General features: G+C 72.2%; 13 protein-coding genes. 12 read left to right on the forward strand and 1 reads right to left on the reverse strand.

Features of this window, described 5'->3' with window-relative positions:
• Positions 1-48: 48 nt before the first annotated feature.
• From ATK36_RS33075 to ATK36_RS29930, 12 genes are all read left to right on the forward strand, one after another.
• Entirely contained in the window at positions 49-1,923 is a 1,875-nt protein-coding gene (locus ATK36_RS33075; RefSeq protein WP_211291987.1) for a hypothetical protein, read from the forward strand.
• On the forward strand, positions 1,881-2,522 hold the full coding sequence (locus tag ATK36_RS29880; protein ID WP_245915304.1) for a tetratricopeptide repeat protein: 642 nt from the start codon (positions 1,881-1,883) through the stop codon (positions 2,520-2,522). Before ATK36_RS33075 ends, ATK36_RS29880 begins: the two co-directional genes overlap by 43 nt.
• Positions 2,515-3,492 (forward strand): HAD-IIA family hydrolase, encoded by a 978-nt coding sequence (locus ATK36_RS29885; RefSeq protein ID WP_098514495.1) that lies wholly within the window; start codon positions 2,515-2,517, stop codon positions 3,490-3,492. Before ATK36_RS29880 ends, ATK36_RS29885 begins: the two co-directional genes overlap by 8 nt.
• A 16-nt stretch (positions 3,493-3,508) precedes the next feature.
• Positions 3,509-3,709, forward strand: coding sequence for a hypothetical protein (locus tag ATK36_RS29890; protein WP_098514496.1), 201 nt, complete (start codon positions 3,509-3,511; stop codon positions 3,707-3,709).
• Positions 3,710-3,728: 19 nt separating this feature from the next.
• The gene (locus tag ATK36_RS29895; RefSeq protein ID WP_098514497.1) at positions 3,729-4,550 is read left to right on the forward strand and encodes a TlyA family RNA methyltransferase; all 822 of its coding nucleotides are present in this window, start codon (positions 3,729-3,731) and stop codon (positions 4,548-4,550) included.
• Positions 4,547-5,473: an NAD kinase gene (locus tag ATK36_RS29900; protein WP_098514498.1), complete on the forward strand. Its 927-nt coding sequence runs from the start codon at positions 4,547-4,549 to the stop codon at positions 5,471-5,473. Before ATK36_RS29895 ends, ATK36_RS29900 begins: the two co-directional genes overlap by 4 nt.
• Before the next feature lie 102 nt (positions 5,474-5,575).
• Entirely contained in the window at positions 5,576-7,387 is a 1,812-nt protein-coding gene (recN, locus tag ATK36_RS29905; RefSeq protein ID WP_170069965.1) for a DNA repair protein RecN, read from the forward strand.
• A 391-nt stretch (positions 7,388-7,778) separates the two neighbouring features.
• On the forward strand, positions 7,779-8,912 hold the full coding sequence (locus ATK36_RS29910) for a DUF1266 domain-containing protein (RefSeq protein WP_098514499.1): 1,134 nt from the start codon (positions 7,779-7,781) through the stop codon (positions 8,910-8,912).
• Between the two features lie 96 nt (positions 8,913-9,008).
• The gene (gene steA / locus ATK36_RS29915; RefSeq protein WP_098514500.1) at positions 9,009-10,193 is read left to right on the forward strand and encodes a putative cytokinetic ring protein SteA; all 1,185 of its coding nucleotides are present in this window, start codon (positions 9,009-9,011) and stop codon (positions 10,191-10,193) included.
• On the forward strand, positions 10,190-11,137 hold the full coding sequence (locus ATK36_RS29920; RefSeq protein WP_098514501.1) for a copper transporter: 948 nt from the start codon (positions 10,190-10,192) through the stop codon (positions 11,135-11,137). Before steA ends, ATK36_RS29920 begins: the two co-directional genes overlap by 4 nt.
• Before the next feature lie 243 nt (positions 11,138-11,380).
• Positions 11,381-12,553 carry an acyltransferase gene (locus tag ATK36_RS29925; protein WP_098514502.1) on the forward strand — a complete coding sequence of 391 codons (1,173 nt, stop codon included), beginning with the start codon at positions 11,381-11,383 and terminating at the stop codon, positions 12,551-12,553.
• Positions 12,554-12,610: 57 nt separating this feature from the next.
• Complete coding sequence (locus ATK36_RS29930; protein ID WP_098514503.1) at positions 12,611-13,282, forward strand: GntR family transcriptional regulator; 672 nt, start codon at positions 12,611-12,613, stop codon at positions 13,280-13,282.
• 404 nt (positions 13,283-13,686) lie between these two features.
• Here the strand turns inward: ATK36_RS29930 and aroA are convergent, their stop codons facing one another.
• The gene (gene aroA, locus ATK36_RS29935; RefSeq protein ID WP_098514504.1) at positions 13,687-14,973 is read right to left on the reverse strand and encodes a 3-phosphoshikimate 1-carboxyvinyltransferase; all 1,287 of its coding nucleotides are present in this window, start codon (positions 14,971-14,973) and stop codon (positions 13,687-13,689) included.
• Positions 14,974-15,008 lie beyond the last annotated feature (35 nt).

A 15,008-nucleotide genomic window follows, 5' to 3' on the forward strand; every position in this document is an offset into this window, starting at 1 on the left:
GCGACGACCGGCGGGGCAACAGCGGATTCCGCAGCGACGACCGGCGCGGTGACAATCGCGGTGACCGCGACTCGCGAGGGTTCCGCGACGACCGCGGTTCCGGCGGGTTCCGGCGCGACGACCGGAATTCCGGTGGCTCCCGCGGCGGACAGCGCGAGGACCGCGGTTTCGGCGGCTCGCGCGATCGGCGCGACGACCGTGGGCCGGGTGGCTCGCGCGGCCAGCGAGACGACCGCGCGGCGGGTGGCTTTCGCGGAGACCGTCCGGACGATCGAGGGAACAGCGGGTTCCGCGGAGACCGGCGAGACGACCGCGGAGACAGCGGATTCCGTGGCGACCGGCGGGATGACCGCGGCAGCAGCGGTTTCCGCGGCGATCGTCGGGACAATCGTGGCGACGGTGGATTCCGCAATGACCGGCGGGATGACCGCGGCAGCGGTGGGTTCCGGGGGGATCGTCGGGACAACCGTGGTGAGGGCGGATTCCGTAACGATCGCCGGGATGACCGTGGCTCATCGAGCGGATTCCGTGGCGGGCAACGGGATGACCGTGCCGGCGGTGGTCCCCGTGGGGACCGGAATGATGGCCGCGACGCCGGTGGCTTCCGCAATGATCGGCGAGACGAGCGTGGCGGCAGCGGATTCCGTAATGATCGTGCGAATAGCGGTTATCGCGGCGACCGGCGGGACGATCGCGGGAGTGGTGGTTTCCGCGGGGAGCGCCGGGATGACCGTGGCGGCAGCGGATTCCGTAGCGACCGTGGGTCGAGTGGATATCGCGACGACCGCGGGGGCGCCCGTGGCGACCGGCGCGATGACCGCGGCTCGAGCGGGTTCCGGGACCGGCGTGAGGACCGTGGGCCGGGCGGCTACCGGGGAGATCGTGGTGACGACCGTCGGTCCGGCGGGTTCCGCGATCGGCGGGACGACGGGGATTCCGGCGGACACCGTGGGGATCGCGCCGGTGGGTCCCGTCCGGGGTCTCGGGATGACCGCGGTTTCCGTAAGGACGACCGGCGCTCTTCGAGTGATCGTGATGGTGGCGCGCGGTCGGAGCGTGATTTCCGGAACAACGAGGGAGGCTTCCGGGACCGGCAGGGTGCTGGTGAGGACCGGAGCGGTGGGTTCCGTGACCGGCGCGACGAGCCTGGCGGCCAGAGCGATGAATTCGAGGACCGTCCGGGCTCCGACGGCGGATTCCGTAGCGGAGAACCCGGCGATCGGCCGGACGACCGCGCGCTGGGTGGCTCGGGTGACGTACAACGAGACGACCGCGCCTCGGGCGGCGTTCGCGAAGGCGGCCGGGACTCTCGGGACGAGGATGCGGCTGGGGACGACGGTGTCGCGGCGGGCGGTCGCGAGGACGTCGAAGCGGTCCGTGGCGGTGGCGAGCTGGTCGCCGGTAGCGCGAAAGGCGTTGCGGGTGAACAGGAATCGGGCGACGGCTCGGCTGACGACGGTGACGCTCGTGATTTCGGGGACGACGGTGGCTCCCGTGACGAGCGTGGCATCGATAACCGGGACGACCGGGACAGCCGGGATTCCCGGGATAGCAGCGACAGCAGCGGCCGGGACAGTCGAGAGCGCCGCGAAGGCCGGGACAATCGTGACAGCTGGGGAAGCCGGGGCAACCGCGATTCCCGTGACAGCGGGGACCGCCGTGACAGCCGCGAAGGCCGGGACAGCGGGGACCGCCGCGAGAGCCGCGAAGGCCGGGACAGCGGGGACCGCCGCGAGAGCCGCGAAGGCCGTGACAGCCGTGATGACCGCGGCAAACGCGACGACCGAGGACCGCGGCCAGGCGCGAGGGAAGGGCGCGAAGCGCTCGGGGACGCGGCCCTGGCCCGCGAGTTGCTCGACGCGCCCGAGCTGCCCGAGGACGTGGAGTTCTCCGACCTCGACGAAGAGGTCCGCCGGGAGCTGAGGACGTTGCCGAAGGGGCTGGCCGAGACCGTCGGCAAGCACCTGGCGGCTGCGGGCGGGCTGCTCGAGGACGACCCCGAGGCAGCGCTCGCGCACGCCCGTTACGCCAAGACCAAGGCCTCGCGCGTGCCGATCGTGCGGGAGGCGCTCGGGCTGGTCGCCTATCACTCGGGGAATTGGCAGGAAGCCCTGTCCGAGCTCCGCGCGGTGCGGCGGATGACGCGCAGCGACGAGCACATCGCGGTCATCGCGGACGCCGAGCGGGCGCTGGGGCGGCCGGAGCGCGCTCTCGACCTGGCCAAGGAGACCGACAAGGAGCGGCTCGCCAAGGCCACCCGGGTCGAGCTGGCGATCGTGGCGGCCGGGGCGCGGCGGGACCTCGGGCAGGTCGACGCGGCGGTGGTCTCGTTGCAGGGGCCGGATCTCGAGGCGGGGCGGCGTGACCCGTGGAGTGCGCGGCTGTTCTACGCGTACGCGGACAACCTCGTCGCGGCCGGGCGTACGGAAGAAGCGGCGCGTTGGTTCCTCAACGCTGCCGAGGCCGACACCGAGGACGAGACGGACGCTGCCGAGCGGGCCGCGGAGCTTGCGAATGAGTGATGCCCTGCTCGCCGGGTACGACGCGGTGCTGTTCGATCTCGACGGCACCGTGTACCACGGCGCGCAGGTCATCGAGGGCGCGCCCGAGACCGTGGCGGCCGTACGCAGCCAGGGCACGGCCGTGCGGTTCGTGACCAACAACGCCTCGAAGGCGCCCGAGGACGTCGTCGCGCACCTTTGTGAGCTGGGGCTGTCCGCAGAGGTCGACGAGGTGCACACGAGCGCCCAGGCCGCTGTCGCAGTGCTCGGTGAAAGGCTCGCGAAGGGCGCCGAGGTTCTCGTCGTCGGTACTGCGTCCCTTGCGAACGCAGTCGCCGCGGCGGGGTTGACGCCGGTGCACAAGGCGAGCGACGCAATCGCCGCCGTCGTACAGGGTCACTCGCCGGACAACGCGTGGGCAGACCTCGCCGAAGCGTGTCTCGCGATCCGTGCGGGTGCGCTGTGGGTGGCGTGCAACGTCGACGCGACGCTGCCCAGCGAACGTGGGTTGTTGCCGGGCAACGGTTCCATGGTCGCTGCGCTGCGTACGGCGACTGACACCGAGCCGGTGGTCGCCGGGAAACCGCAGCCGTTGCTCTTCGAAACGGCCGCACGGTCTGAGCGCGCGCTGGTTGTCGGGGACCGGCTCGACACGGACATCGCCGGTGCCGTCGCGGCAGGGCTCGACGTGTTGTGTGTACTCACCGGCGTCGCCACTCCGGCCAGCGTGCTGCGTGCCGTGCCTGCCGAACGGCCGACGCACCTTGGCGCGGACCTCACGGCGCTCACCCGCCCCGCGGATGAGCTTCGCATCGGCCCGCGGCCCGGCTGGGAGATCGGCGAAGGCGACGTACTCACCGTACGAGGCGAAGGTGCGCCACTCGACCTGCTTCGCGCGCTCTGCGCCGCCGCATGGCGTACCGGAGTGACCACGGTCCAGGCCGAAGGCGAGGCGTCCGGTGCCGCGCTGACGGGGCTGGGCCTGGCCTGACTGGTAGTTTGGGCAGGTGCATCCGAACGTCCCGCGGCCCGTTTCCGGGCCCCCGCCGATCCCTGGCCCGCAGCAGACCGACCCGCGGGCCGGTATCGAGGAGGCCGTGGCCGGACTCGACGACCTGGACACGCTGCCGCCCGCCGAGCACGTGGACCGCTTCGAGGCCGTGCACACCGAGCTGACCGTCGCCCTGTCCAGCATCGACAGGGTCTGACCGGAAAGGTCTGATCGGAGTGCCCCGAAGGGCCCGCCTCGACGCGGAGCTGGTACGCCGTGGTCTCGCCCGCTCCCGGGAGCAGGCTTCGGCGCTCATCACCGGTGGCAAGGTCACCGTACGCGGCATGGTCGCCAGCAAGCCCGCCACCGGCGTGGAAACCGACGCGCCGATCGTCGTGAAGGACGAGGACAACCCCGGCTGGGCTTCGCGTGGCGCGCACAAGCTGCTCGGCGCGCTGGAGGCGTTCGGCCCGCAGGGGCTGGCCGTCGAAGGCCGCCGCTGTCTCGACGCGGGCGCGTCCACCGGCGGTTTCACCGACGTGCTGCTGCGCGGCGGCGCGGCGACGGTGATCGCCGCGGACGTCGGGCGCGGCCTGCTCGACTGGCGGCTGCGTACGGACGAACGGGTGGTCGTGCTCGACCGCACCAACGTGCGCAACCTGACCCCGGAAGACCTGGGCGGACCGGTCGACCTGGTGGTCGGGGACCTGTCGTTCATCTCGCTCAAGCTCGTGCTGCCCGCGCTTGCCGCCTGCGCCCGCGAAGGCGCGGATCTGGTGCCGATGGTCAAACCGCAGTTCGAGGTCGGCAAGGACCGGCTCGGCAGCGGCGGGGTCGTGCGGGATCCGCAGCTGCGCGCGGAATCCGTGCTGGGCGTGCTCGCCGAGGCCGCGAAGCTCGGGCTCGAACTGCGCGGGGTGACGGCGAGCCCGCTGCCCGGGCCGTCGGGCAACGTCGAATACTTCGTCTGGTTGCGGCGCACAGCGGCGCGCAGCGGTGGCACTGTGGACGATGCCGAGCGGCTTGTCCGGGCCGCCGTGCAGGAAGGACCGCAGTGACCAGCGAACGTGAAGTACTGCTCGTGGCGCATCCGGACCGGGAGACCACCCGGGACGCGGCCCGCGAGGTGTCCCAGCGATTCGCCGAAGCCGGGATCCGGCTGCGCGTGACCGACGGGGACCTGCTGAAGCTGATCGACCCGCACGGCTGCCTGGCCATGCCGTGCACGGTGGTCGCGCCGAAGGACGATCCGGCCCGGGGCGCGGAGCTGGTCTTCGTGCTCGGCGGCGACGGCACGCTGCTGCGCGCGGCGGAGCTGGCCCGGCCGGCCGGGGTGCCGGTGCTCGGCGTCAACCTGGGCCGCGTCGGTTTTCTGGCCGAGGCCGATTCGGAGGCGCTCGGCGACGCGGTGCAGCGGGTGGTCGCGCGCGAGTACCACGTCGAGGAGCGGATGACGGTCGACGTCACGGTCACCGACGCCGACACCGAGCTGTACCGGACTTGGGCGCTCAACGAGGTCAGCGTCGAGAAGTTCACCCGGGAGCGGGTACTTGACGCGCTGATCGAGGTCGACGGGCGGCCGGTGTCGTCGTTCGGGTGTGACGGCGTGCTGTGCGCGACGCCGACCGGATCCACCGCCTACGCCTTCTCCGCCGGCGGACCGATCCTCTGGCCGGACGTCGAGGCGCTGCTGGTGGTGCCGAACAACGCGCATGCGATGTTCTCCCGGCCGCTGGTCGTCTCGCCCTCGTCGGTGATCTCCGTCGGGATCGACCCGACCGGCCCGAAAGCCGTGCTGACCTGCGACGGGCTGCGCAGCTTCGATCTGCCGCCGGGCGCGCTGGTCGAGGTGGTGTGCGGGCATCGGCCGGTCCGCCTGGTCCGGCTGCGCGAGGGCGTGTTCACCGATCGGCTCGTGCACAAGTTCGGCCTGCCCGTGCGCAGCTGGCGGGAACGGCGCAGCGGCGGCCGCTCGGTCTGACCCGGTCCGCGACGCGCCCGCACAGGTGTTCGACCAGCGGAAAGAGGAGTTACCGGGCCTCGCGCGCACGGAAGGTCGGTGGGGGCGGCTACGGTATGCCTCGTGCTGGCCGAGATGCGCATCCAGGGCCTCGGAGTCATCGAGGACGCCCTGCTGGAACTGCACCCGGGCTTCACCGTCGTGACCGGTGAGACGGGCGCGGGAAAGACCATGGTCGTCACCGGCCTGCACCTGCTCTCCGGCGGGCGGGCGGAGGCGTCCAAAGTCCGCAACGGAATGCTCAAGGCGTTCGTCGAAGGCCGGTTCGCGCTCACCGGGGGCGACGCGGCGAGCCGGATCGTCATCGACGCGGGTGCCGACGTGGACGAGGACGGCAGCGTGATCGCCGTGCGCTCGGTCGCGGCGGACGGCCGTTCCCGCGCGCATCTGGGCGGCCGTTCGGTGCCGGTGGGGGTGCTGGCCGAGCTGTCCGAGCAGGTCATCGCCGTGCACGGGCAGAACGATCAGCTGCGCCTGCTGCGTCCCGCCGAGCAGCGCGCGGTGATCGACCGCTTCGCCGGTGACGCGGTGGCCGAGCCGCTGGCCGCCTATCGCGAAGCGCGCGGCGCCTGGCTGGACGTGCTCGCCGAGTTGCTCGAACGCTCCACCCGTTCGAGGGAACTGGCGCAACAGGCCGACCTGCTCAAACACGGCCTGATCGAGATCGACGCGGTCGCTCCCGAGCCGGGCGAGGACGTGGAGCTGACCGAGCAGATCAAGCGGCTGGCCGCCGTCGACGAGCTGCGCGAGACCGCCACCGGCGCGCATGCTGCGGTATCCGGCTCCCAGGACGGCGACCCGGACGCGCCGGGCGCGCTCGGGCTGGTGGGCGAGGCGGTGCGGCGGCTGGCCTCGGCCGAGGACTCCACGCTGCGCGACCTCGTGCCGCGGCTGGAGGAGGCCTCCGTGCTGCTCGGAGACGTGGGCGCGGAGCTGGGCGGCTACGTGGAGGGCCTGGACGCCGATCCGGCGCTGCTGGAGAAGGTGCTGGCCCGGCAGGCGGATCTCAAGCGGCTGACCCGCAAATACGCCGCGGACGTCGACGGGGTGCTCGCGTGGGCGGAGGACGCCCGTCGCAGGCTCGAATCGATGGACACCTCCGAGGAGGCGCTGTCCGCGCTGGCCACGCGCCGGGACGAGCTGGCGGAGCAGCTGGTCGGGCACGCCACCGAGGTGTCCGCCGCCCGCGGCAAGGCGGCCGCCGAACTGGCCACCGCGATCACCAAGGAGCTGTCCGGCCTGGCGATGGGCCAGGCCGAGCTGGAGATCACCGTCGAACAGCGCCCCGCCGAACACGGCGACCGGCAGGCCCTCGCCATCGACGGGCACGCGGTGCACGCCGGGCCGGACGGGGTGGACGAGGTCGAACTGCTGCTGCGGGCGCACAACGGCGCGCCGCCGCTGCCGGTGCACAAGGCCGCCTCGGGCGGGGAGCTGTCCCGGGTGATGCTGGCCATCGAGGTGGTGCTGGCGCACGCGGACACCGTGCAGACGCTGGTGTTCGACGAGGTCGACGCCGGGGTCGGCGGCCGGGCCGCGGTGGAGATCGGCCGCCGGCTCGCCCGGCTCGCCCGCACCCACCAGGTCCTGGTGGTCACGCACCTGCCGCAGGTCGCCGCGTTCGCGGACCAGCACCTGGTGGTGGACAAGGGCACCAGCGGCGGGGTCACGCGCAGCGGCGTCAAGCTGCTCGACCAGGGCGACCGGGTGCGGGAGCTGGCTCGCATGCTGGCCGGGATGGACGGCACGGAGACCGGCCGCGCGCACGCCGAGGAACTCCTCGCGGCGGCGGAGAAGGACAAGAAGGACAAGACCGCCGCACCCGCGGCGAAGTCCGGGGGCGCGGGGAAACGGAAGCGCGCCAAGAAGTCCTGAGGAGCGGGCCGGGTTTGCGGGCGTTGGTGCCCGGGGAAACGCTGAGTCTCGCTCGACGGGAGTGTGCCGGGTGTGGTCCGTGGGGCAGGAGGGGCGCTGGGGTCCGGGGCAGGCAGGCGTGATGAGGGTGTGAGGCGGCGTTCGTGCCGGTTCGGGTGGCGCGGTCGTTGACGTTCGGGCGCCAAGCAAAGGGGAAGTGTTCTGGTCCGCATGCGGCGGTGTCCAGACGCCGGTCGGTTGGGCGGATGCGTGGGGCCGGTGTCAATGCTGTGAAGGGACCCTTCACGGACTCTGGGGCTGTGAAGGGTCCCTTCACAGCGAGGGGTGCCGTCGGCGGCGGTGCGGCTCGCACCGGAAAGGACTGGCCCGCCCGTATGACCTGGACGCTCGCATGACCCGGACCGCGGACGTGGAGGCCGAGCTGGCGCTGGCCCGGCGGGACGGGGACTTCGACCGGTTCCTCGGACTGCTCGGCGCCGAGGAGCTGTTCGTGCCGATCCACCGGGACGAGGCGCAGCGGCTGGCCCGGCAGCGGGTGTGGTCGCCCGCGCGGGTCTGCTGCGCACACGGTGGCGAGCCGTCCCTGCAGGTGTTCACCCGGGGTGCGGTGCCCGACCTCGGCGACGGCGTGGTGTTCCTCAGCGGCGACCTCGACTGGGCCACGTGCGGGCTCCGTAACGGTGCGCAGATCGTGTTCAACCGGGGTACTCCGGGGGAGTGGCGGGTCGGCGCGTCCGCCGTGCAGCCGTGGCTGGAGGCCAATCCGCACCGGGTCACGGTGGCCGAGCAGCAGGTCGAGCGGCTGCGCACCGCGGCCTACGGGCATCTCGAAGGCCCGGTCGCGCACGCGCTCGCCTGTGGTGCGCCGCAAGCGGTTCTGGTCGGGGAGCCGTGGAACGTGCTCGACGCGCGACGGCACGACTACGTCGCCGAGGTCCGTGGGCTGCAAGACTGGTGGGACGTCTCGGACGCGGCCGGCTGGCGGGCTGCGCTCGACGGACTGCTCGGCGACGAGCGTCCGCTCACTCCGGCCGCCATGGTCCTCGCGTTGCGGGAGGGACCGGACCTCGATCCGCTGTCGTGGGCGGAACTCGCCGTGCAGTGGTGCGGCGGGTCCGGGCAGGCCGGGCTGCTTGTCCAGACGGTCCGCCGGATCGTGCGGTGCGAGCAGCGGCTGCGGGCGGACGGGGTGCTGGCGCCAGGAAGCGCGGTGCGGAGCACTTGGGGCTGGGATGTGGGCCGCGCGGTGGACCTGGTGCGCCGCGGTCTCGCCGTCGGGCACTGCGATCCGCTGACCGCCGAGCTGCACCTGCTGGAGGCCGGCGCCCTCGCCCGTCGTCACTGCGAGTCATGGCCGGAGCTGGCCGCGGGCTGGTTGCTCGGCCGGGTGCTGGACCTGGACGAGGAACGCTTCGGCGAGCACTACCGGACCTCGGTGCGAGTCTGTCACCTGCTGCTTGATGATCTTGGGAGCCCCTGGTGGACCCTCGATTCCGCGGGCGCCCAACCCGACAGCAAACCCTGAACGGGGGATTGCCGCCCGACGGCTCACCACAACGGGTCACGTCGGCCTCGGCGCGTCGGAGGTATTCCCGGGCACAAATTTGTCACCATCAGCCCCATGAAACTCACCGGTCTCCTTGCGCGGAACCAGGAAGCCCTCCCCGGCGTCACCGGTGTCGCGCGGGTCGACCGTCGCACCCGTGAACTGCTGCGACGGGTCAGCGTGGGCGACATCGTCGTACTCGACCAGCTGGACCTCGACCGGGCCACCGCCGACGCGCTGGTGGCCGCGGAGGTCGCCGCGGTGCTCAACGCCTCACCCTCGATCTCCGGCCGGTTTCCCAACCTGGGACCGGAGATCCTCGTCGCGGCGGGTATCCCGCTGATCGATTCCGTGGGCGGCGAACTGCTGCGCACGGTCAAGGACGGCACCAAGCTGCGTGTCCACGAAAGCGCGGTGTACCTGGGGGAACGCCAGCTCGCCTCCGGCGTCGAGCAGACCGCGGAGAGCGTCGCGGACCAGATGATCGAGGCCAAGGCGGGGATGTCCACCCAGCTGGAGGCCTTCTCCGCGAACACCATCGAGTTTCTCCGCCGCGAGCGCACGCTGATCCTCGACGGCGTCGGCGTGCCGGAGCTGACGGTGCCGATCCGCGACCGGCACGTGCTCGTGGTGGCCGGGGGCACCGGGCACGCCGAAGACCTGAAGCGGCTCAAGAAGTACCTCGGCGAGCACCGTCCGGTGCTGATCGGCGTGGACGCCGGTGCGGACACCCTGCGCGCGCAGGGCCACGCCCCGGACGTGATCGTGGGCGACCCGACCGGGATCGGCACCGCCACACTGCGCAGCGGGGGCGAGGTCGTGGTCCCCGCGCAGCCGGACGGGCACGCCCCGGGCGTCGAGCGGATCCAGGACCTCGGCATCGGCGCGGTCACCTTCCCGGCGTCGGGCAACGCCGAGGACCTCGCGCTGCTGCTGGCCGACGCGCACGGCGCGAGCCTCGTGGTGACCGTGGGCTTCCAGGCCACCCTGCGCGAGTTCCTCGACCACGGCCGGTCCGGGTCCAATCCGTCGACTTTCCTCACCCGGCTCAAGCTGGGCACCAAGCTGGTCGACGGCAAGGCCGTCGCGACGCTGCACCGCAGCCGGGTGTCGCTGGGCGCCGTCGCGCTGCTCGTCCTCGCCGCCGTCGCCGTGGTGGTCGCCGCGCTGCTCGTCTCCGACGTCGGTTCCGTCTACCTGGACTGGATCCAGCACACCTGGTCCACGTTCACCAGCTGGGTGAAGGGGCTCTTCGCGTGATTTCCCTGCGCTACCACATCGTCTCCATCACCGCCTGCTTCCTCGCCCTCGCGGTCGGCGTGGTGCTCGGCTCGACCGCGCTGAACGGTTCGCTGCTCTCGGGCCTGTCCGACGAGCGGAAGGATCTGGGCACCCAGGTGTCGGATCTGGAGGCGCAGCGCAACGTGCTGAACGCGCGGCTGGCCGACGCGGACGCGTTTGCCGGTGCGATGGGCCCGAAAATGGTGGCCGGCGCGCTGGACAAGCGCACCGTGCTGCTGGTGACCACACAGGACGCGCGCCCGGCCGACCGGGACGCGCTCAAGAAGCTGGTCGGCCAGTCCGGCGCCTCGGTGACCGGGGAACTGCAGCTGACCGACGCGTTCACCGATCCGGCCAAGACCGATCAGCTGCGCGACGTGGTGACCCGGCTGCAACCGGCCGGGGCGAAGTTCCCCACTGCGGGTGATTCCGGCACGCTGGCCGGTGCGCTGCTGGGCTCGGTGCTGCTGCTGGACAAGAGCACCGCCAAACCGCAGTCCGGCCCGGACGAGCTGGCCGCCGCCCTGAGCGGGCTCACCGACGGCGGGTTCGTGAAGCCGACCCAGGGTGCGCAGCCCGCACAGCTGGCCGTCGTGCTCACCGGCGCGCAGCAGACGGGGGAGGGCGCCGGTGACCGGGCGGCCTCCATCGCGCGGTTCGCCACGCAGCTCGACCGTTCCGGCGCGGGCACGGTGCTGGCCGGCGATCCGGGTTCGGCCGAGGGCAGCGGCCCGCTCGGCGTGGTCCGCGCGGACACCTCGGCGACCTCCATTCTGTCCACTGTGGACAATGTGGACTCCCAGGCGGGCCGGGTGGCCACCCTGCTCGCGCTCAAGGAACAGCTGGACGGCGGCGCGGGCCGCTACGGGATCGCGGGCAACGCGCAGTCTCCCGCGCCCGGGGTCGGTTCCGCGGGCAACTGAGTCCTCCCGCGCGTCGGCGGCGGAACGGGGATCCCTTCTGAGGGTGAGGGAGCCCCGCACCGCCGCCGATTCCTGTGCGCGGACCCTTTCGTGGCCGTTCTCACAGCCGGGCCGTAACCGCCGGTCACGCCCGGTTCGCTTGGCCCGCCTCAGGTTTCCCGCAGCGACTTCATGGGTGATTCACAGCCGCACACGCAAATCTGGCACGATGATCGGCACCGACCCCGGGAGTATGCCGCGACGATGACGACCACTGAGAGTCCGCATGTGCACGCGGAGGAACCGGCCCCCGCGCAGGCGGCGAAGGCACGGCATCTGCGCCAGCTGGACCTGTACCGGGTCATCACCTTCGCCCTGGTGATCTTCATCCACGTGCTGGTCGCCACCACCTACCCGGACAACGTGATCTCCGCCGCGATCGAGGCGCCCCTGCACTTCGCCCGCGCCGCGTTCTTCGCGCTGACCACCTTCGTGCTGCTGTTCCAGTACCGGAGCAGGCCGCTGGAGGCGCGCCGGTTCTGGCGCCACCGGATCCCGCTGGTCGCGGTGCCCTACCTGGTGTGGTCGGTGCTCTATTGGGCCTACGGCATGCTGACCTCGCCGAACCCGGTCGGGCCGCTGAGCGGTCAGCTGTGGGCGCTGCTGATCCAGATCGCCACCGGCAGCGCCTGGTACCACCTGTACTTCCTGCTGGTGACCTTGCAGGTGTACCTGGTGTTCCCGCTGCTGGTGAAGCTGGTCGAAGTGATCCGGCGGCGGCCGTGGACGGTGCTCGCGGTCTCCGCGCTGGTGCAGGTGGCGGTGATGAGCCTCCTGAGCTACCCGCCGGGCTCCGTGGACTACACCACCGTTTCCCGGTTCTTCGCCACGCTGCTGCCGTACCAGTTCTATTCGATGCTCGGCGCGGTGGCGGCGGTGCACCTGGAGACGATGCACGGTTGGCTGCGGGAACACCGGGGCTGGGTGCCGGCGGGGCTGGCGGCCGGGCTCGCGGTGCTCGAAATCGGGTACCTCGTGAGCGTGGGGCACGGCGCGTGGCCGGAGATGGCCGCGGACGCCTACCGGCCGTACCTGCTGCCCTGGGTGGTGGTCGCGATTGCCGCGCTGTACATGGCGGGCAGCCGCTGGGCCGCGGGCAGGCAACGGGCCGGGCGGTTCATCTCCTGGGCGGTCGACCGGTCGTTCGCGGTGTTCCTGTGTCATCCGTTCGCGCTCGCCCTGCTCGGGCCGTTGATCGAGTTCGTCGGCAACCGCTATGGCTCGCCGTGGACGACCATCGTCGTGTACCCGGTCACAGTCCTGCTCACCTTCGCGATCGTGCTGGTGCTGCGCAGGCTGCCGTGGAGCAAGGCGCTCACCGGCCGCGCTCCCGTGCGAGCCCCGGCACCGGCCGTACCCCGATCCGTGCTCGGGTGACCCTCGCGGCGATAGGCTCGGTGGTGCGCCGGGTTCGGCGGCGGGGAAGGGGAAACGGTGAGCAGCGCGCAGGAGCATCGGCCACTCGCGGCGACCCGCGAGCGGGTGCGCGAGGCATTGCGCGAGCGGATCCTCACCGGCGTGCTGAAGCCGGGGGACCGGCTGGTGGAGCGCGAGCTGGCGGAGGATCTGGGGGTGTCCCGGGTCCCGGTGCGCGAGGCGATCCGCAGCCTGGAGGCTGAGGGGTTCCTGGTCGTGCAGTCGCCGCGGCGGGTGGTGGTGCGACAGCTCGCGCGGGTCGACGTCGAGGAGCTGTTCGATGTGCGGGAGGCGCTGGAGAGCCTGGCCGCCGGGCTCGCCGCGGAGCGGGCCGGGAAGCCCGAGCAGCGCCGGCTCGAACGGCTGCTGGCCGAGTCCGCGCGGGCCACCCAGCGGGGCGACGGCGCGCGGATCACCGTGCTCAACAGCCGGTTGCACGACGAGATCGTCGCCATCGCGGGCAACGGCCTGCTCTCCCGCGCGATTCAGCCGCTCGAAGGCCGGTTGCGCTGGCTGACCAGCCAGAACGAACACTGGAGCGATCTGCTCGACGAGCACCGGAAGCTGGTCGGGGCGGTCACCTCCGGCGACGCCGGGCGGGCTCGCGAGTACGCCGCCGAGCACGTCCGGGTCAACCGCGAGGTGACCTTGCGGGCGCTGTTCGGCGAGGGCGAACGCCCCGCTGGCTGATCCGGTGTAAGCCCCGGGCGGCGCGGCGGCGCTATGTCCCCTGGGAGCCCAGCGGGACGAAGGCTGTGAAGGGGCCCTTCACGGACTCAGAGTCCGTGAAGGGCCCCTTCACAGCCTTCATGGGTGAGTGCTCGCGAGCAGTTCAGCGGAACCCCTGCGCGCCCAACCCCCTGGCAAACGCGGGGCGTTTCCTGGCGTACGGCGCGGGGTCGGCCCCTGGTGTCCACAGTGGACTGATCCGTCGGTGCGCCGAAGTGGTGCGGATGCCGGTGTTCCGAAGTGGCTGTCCACAACGGACGGTCGGTGACGGGACGCGGAGCGGTCCGTTCCGGGCGGGTACCGGCGTGGCAGACGCTGCGAGGCCGGGCGGGTACCGACGTGGCGGGACACCGCGGGCCGGGGTCTCAGCCGACCAGCCCGGTCCAGGTCGAGGTGAATCCGGGGAAGGTCTTACCGACCGTGCCCGGGTTTTCCACCCGCATGTCCGGCACGCGCAGGCCGAGCACCGCGGCGGCCATCACCAGCCGGTGATCGTCGTAGGTGTGGAAGACGCCGCCGTGCAGCGGGGCCGGGGTGATGCGCAGGCCGTCGGCGGTCTCGGTCACGCCGGCGCCGAGGCCGGACAGTTCGGTGGCCAGCGCGGTGAGCCGGTCGGTCTCGTGGCCGCGCAGGTGCGCCACGCCGGAGATCACCGACGGGCCTTCGGCGAAGCACAGCATCGCCGCGATCACCGGGGTCAGCTCGCCGACCTCGTGCAGGTCCAGCTCCACGCCGGGGATGGCCGGACCACCGGTGACGGCGAGGCCGTTGTCGTCGAGAGCCACCTTCGCGCCCAGCGCGGGCAGGAGGCTGCGCAGCCAGTCGCCGGGCTGCGTCGTGTGCTTCGGCCAGCCCTGCACGCGTACGGTGCCGCCTGCCACCACAGCCGCGGCGACGAACGGCGCGGCCGTGGAAAGGTCCGGCTCCACCACGTACTCCGGGCAGGACAGCTTCGAGGGCGACACATGGAACTCACTGCCGTCACGCTCCACAGCGGCCCCGAAGCGGCGCAGCATGTCCAGCGTCATCGCGATGTGCGGCTCGCTCGGCGGCGCGTCGCCCACGAGCCGGACGGTGACGCCCTGGTCGAACGACGGTCCCGCGAGCAGCAGCGCGGAAAGAAACTGACTCGACGCCGACGAATCCAGGTCGACCTTGCCGCCGCGCAGCCCGCCGTCACCGTGCACAGTGAACGGTGGCGCGCCACGGCCCTCGTCGTCGATCCGCGCGCCCACGCGACGTAGCGCGGTCAGCAGCGGCCCGATAGGACGGCGGCGGATGGCTTCGTCGCCATCGAACCGCACCGGGACGTTACCCAGCGAAGCCAGCGCCGGGGTGAACCGCGCGACCGTGCCGGCGTTGCCCATCGTGACGGTCACCTCGTCGCCGCGTACGCCCGCAGCGTCGAGCGGGTGCACGAGGAAACCGTCCGCGGTCTCTTCGGACCGTGCGCCGAGGGTGGCCAGAGCGCTGAGCATGAGACGGGTGTCGCGAGAGTCCAGCGGCACGCGTACGCGGGTCGGCGCGGTCGCCAGCGCGGACAGCACGTACGCGCGGTTGGTGATCGATTTCGAGCCCGGGACGCGCACTGTCGCGTCGAGGGCGGCGTTCGCCACCGGGGCCGTCCAGTGGTCTTCGTGCGCTTCCGTCACGCGACGCAGCCTAGCGCGACGCGCTTTCGCTCGGG

It is taken from the genome of Amycolatopsis sulphurea, from assembly GCF_002564045.1.
Taxonomy (GTDB): Bacteria; Actinomycetota; Actinomycetes; order Mycobacteriales; family Pseudonocardiaceae; genus Amycolatopsis; species Amycolatopsis sulphurea.

Excerpts from the sequence above, each read along its gene's own strand:
- ATK36_RS29925 (WP_098514502.1), top strand. The coding sequence starts at position 11,381 with ATGACGACCACTGAGAGTCCGCATGTGCACGCGGAGGAACCGGCCCCC.
- ATK36_RS29910 (WP_098514499.1), top strand. The coding sequence starts at position 7,779 with ATGACCCGGACCGCGGACGTGGAGGCCGAGCTGGCGCTGGCCCGGCGG.
- ATK36_RS29885 (WP_098514495.1), top strand. The coding sequence starts at position 2,515 with ATGAGTGATGCCCTGCTCGCCGGGTACGACGCGGTGCTGTTCGATCTC.
- steA (WP_098514500.1), top strand. The coding sequence starts at position 9,009 with ATGAAACTCACCGGTCTCCTTGCGCGGAACCAGGAAGCCCTCCCCGGC.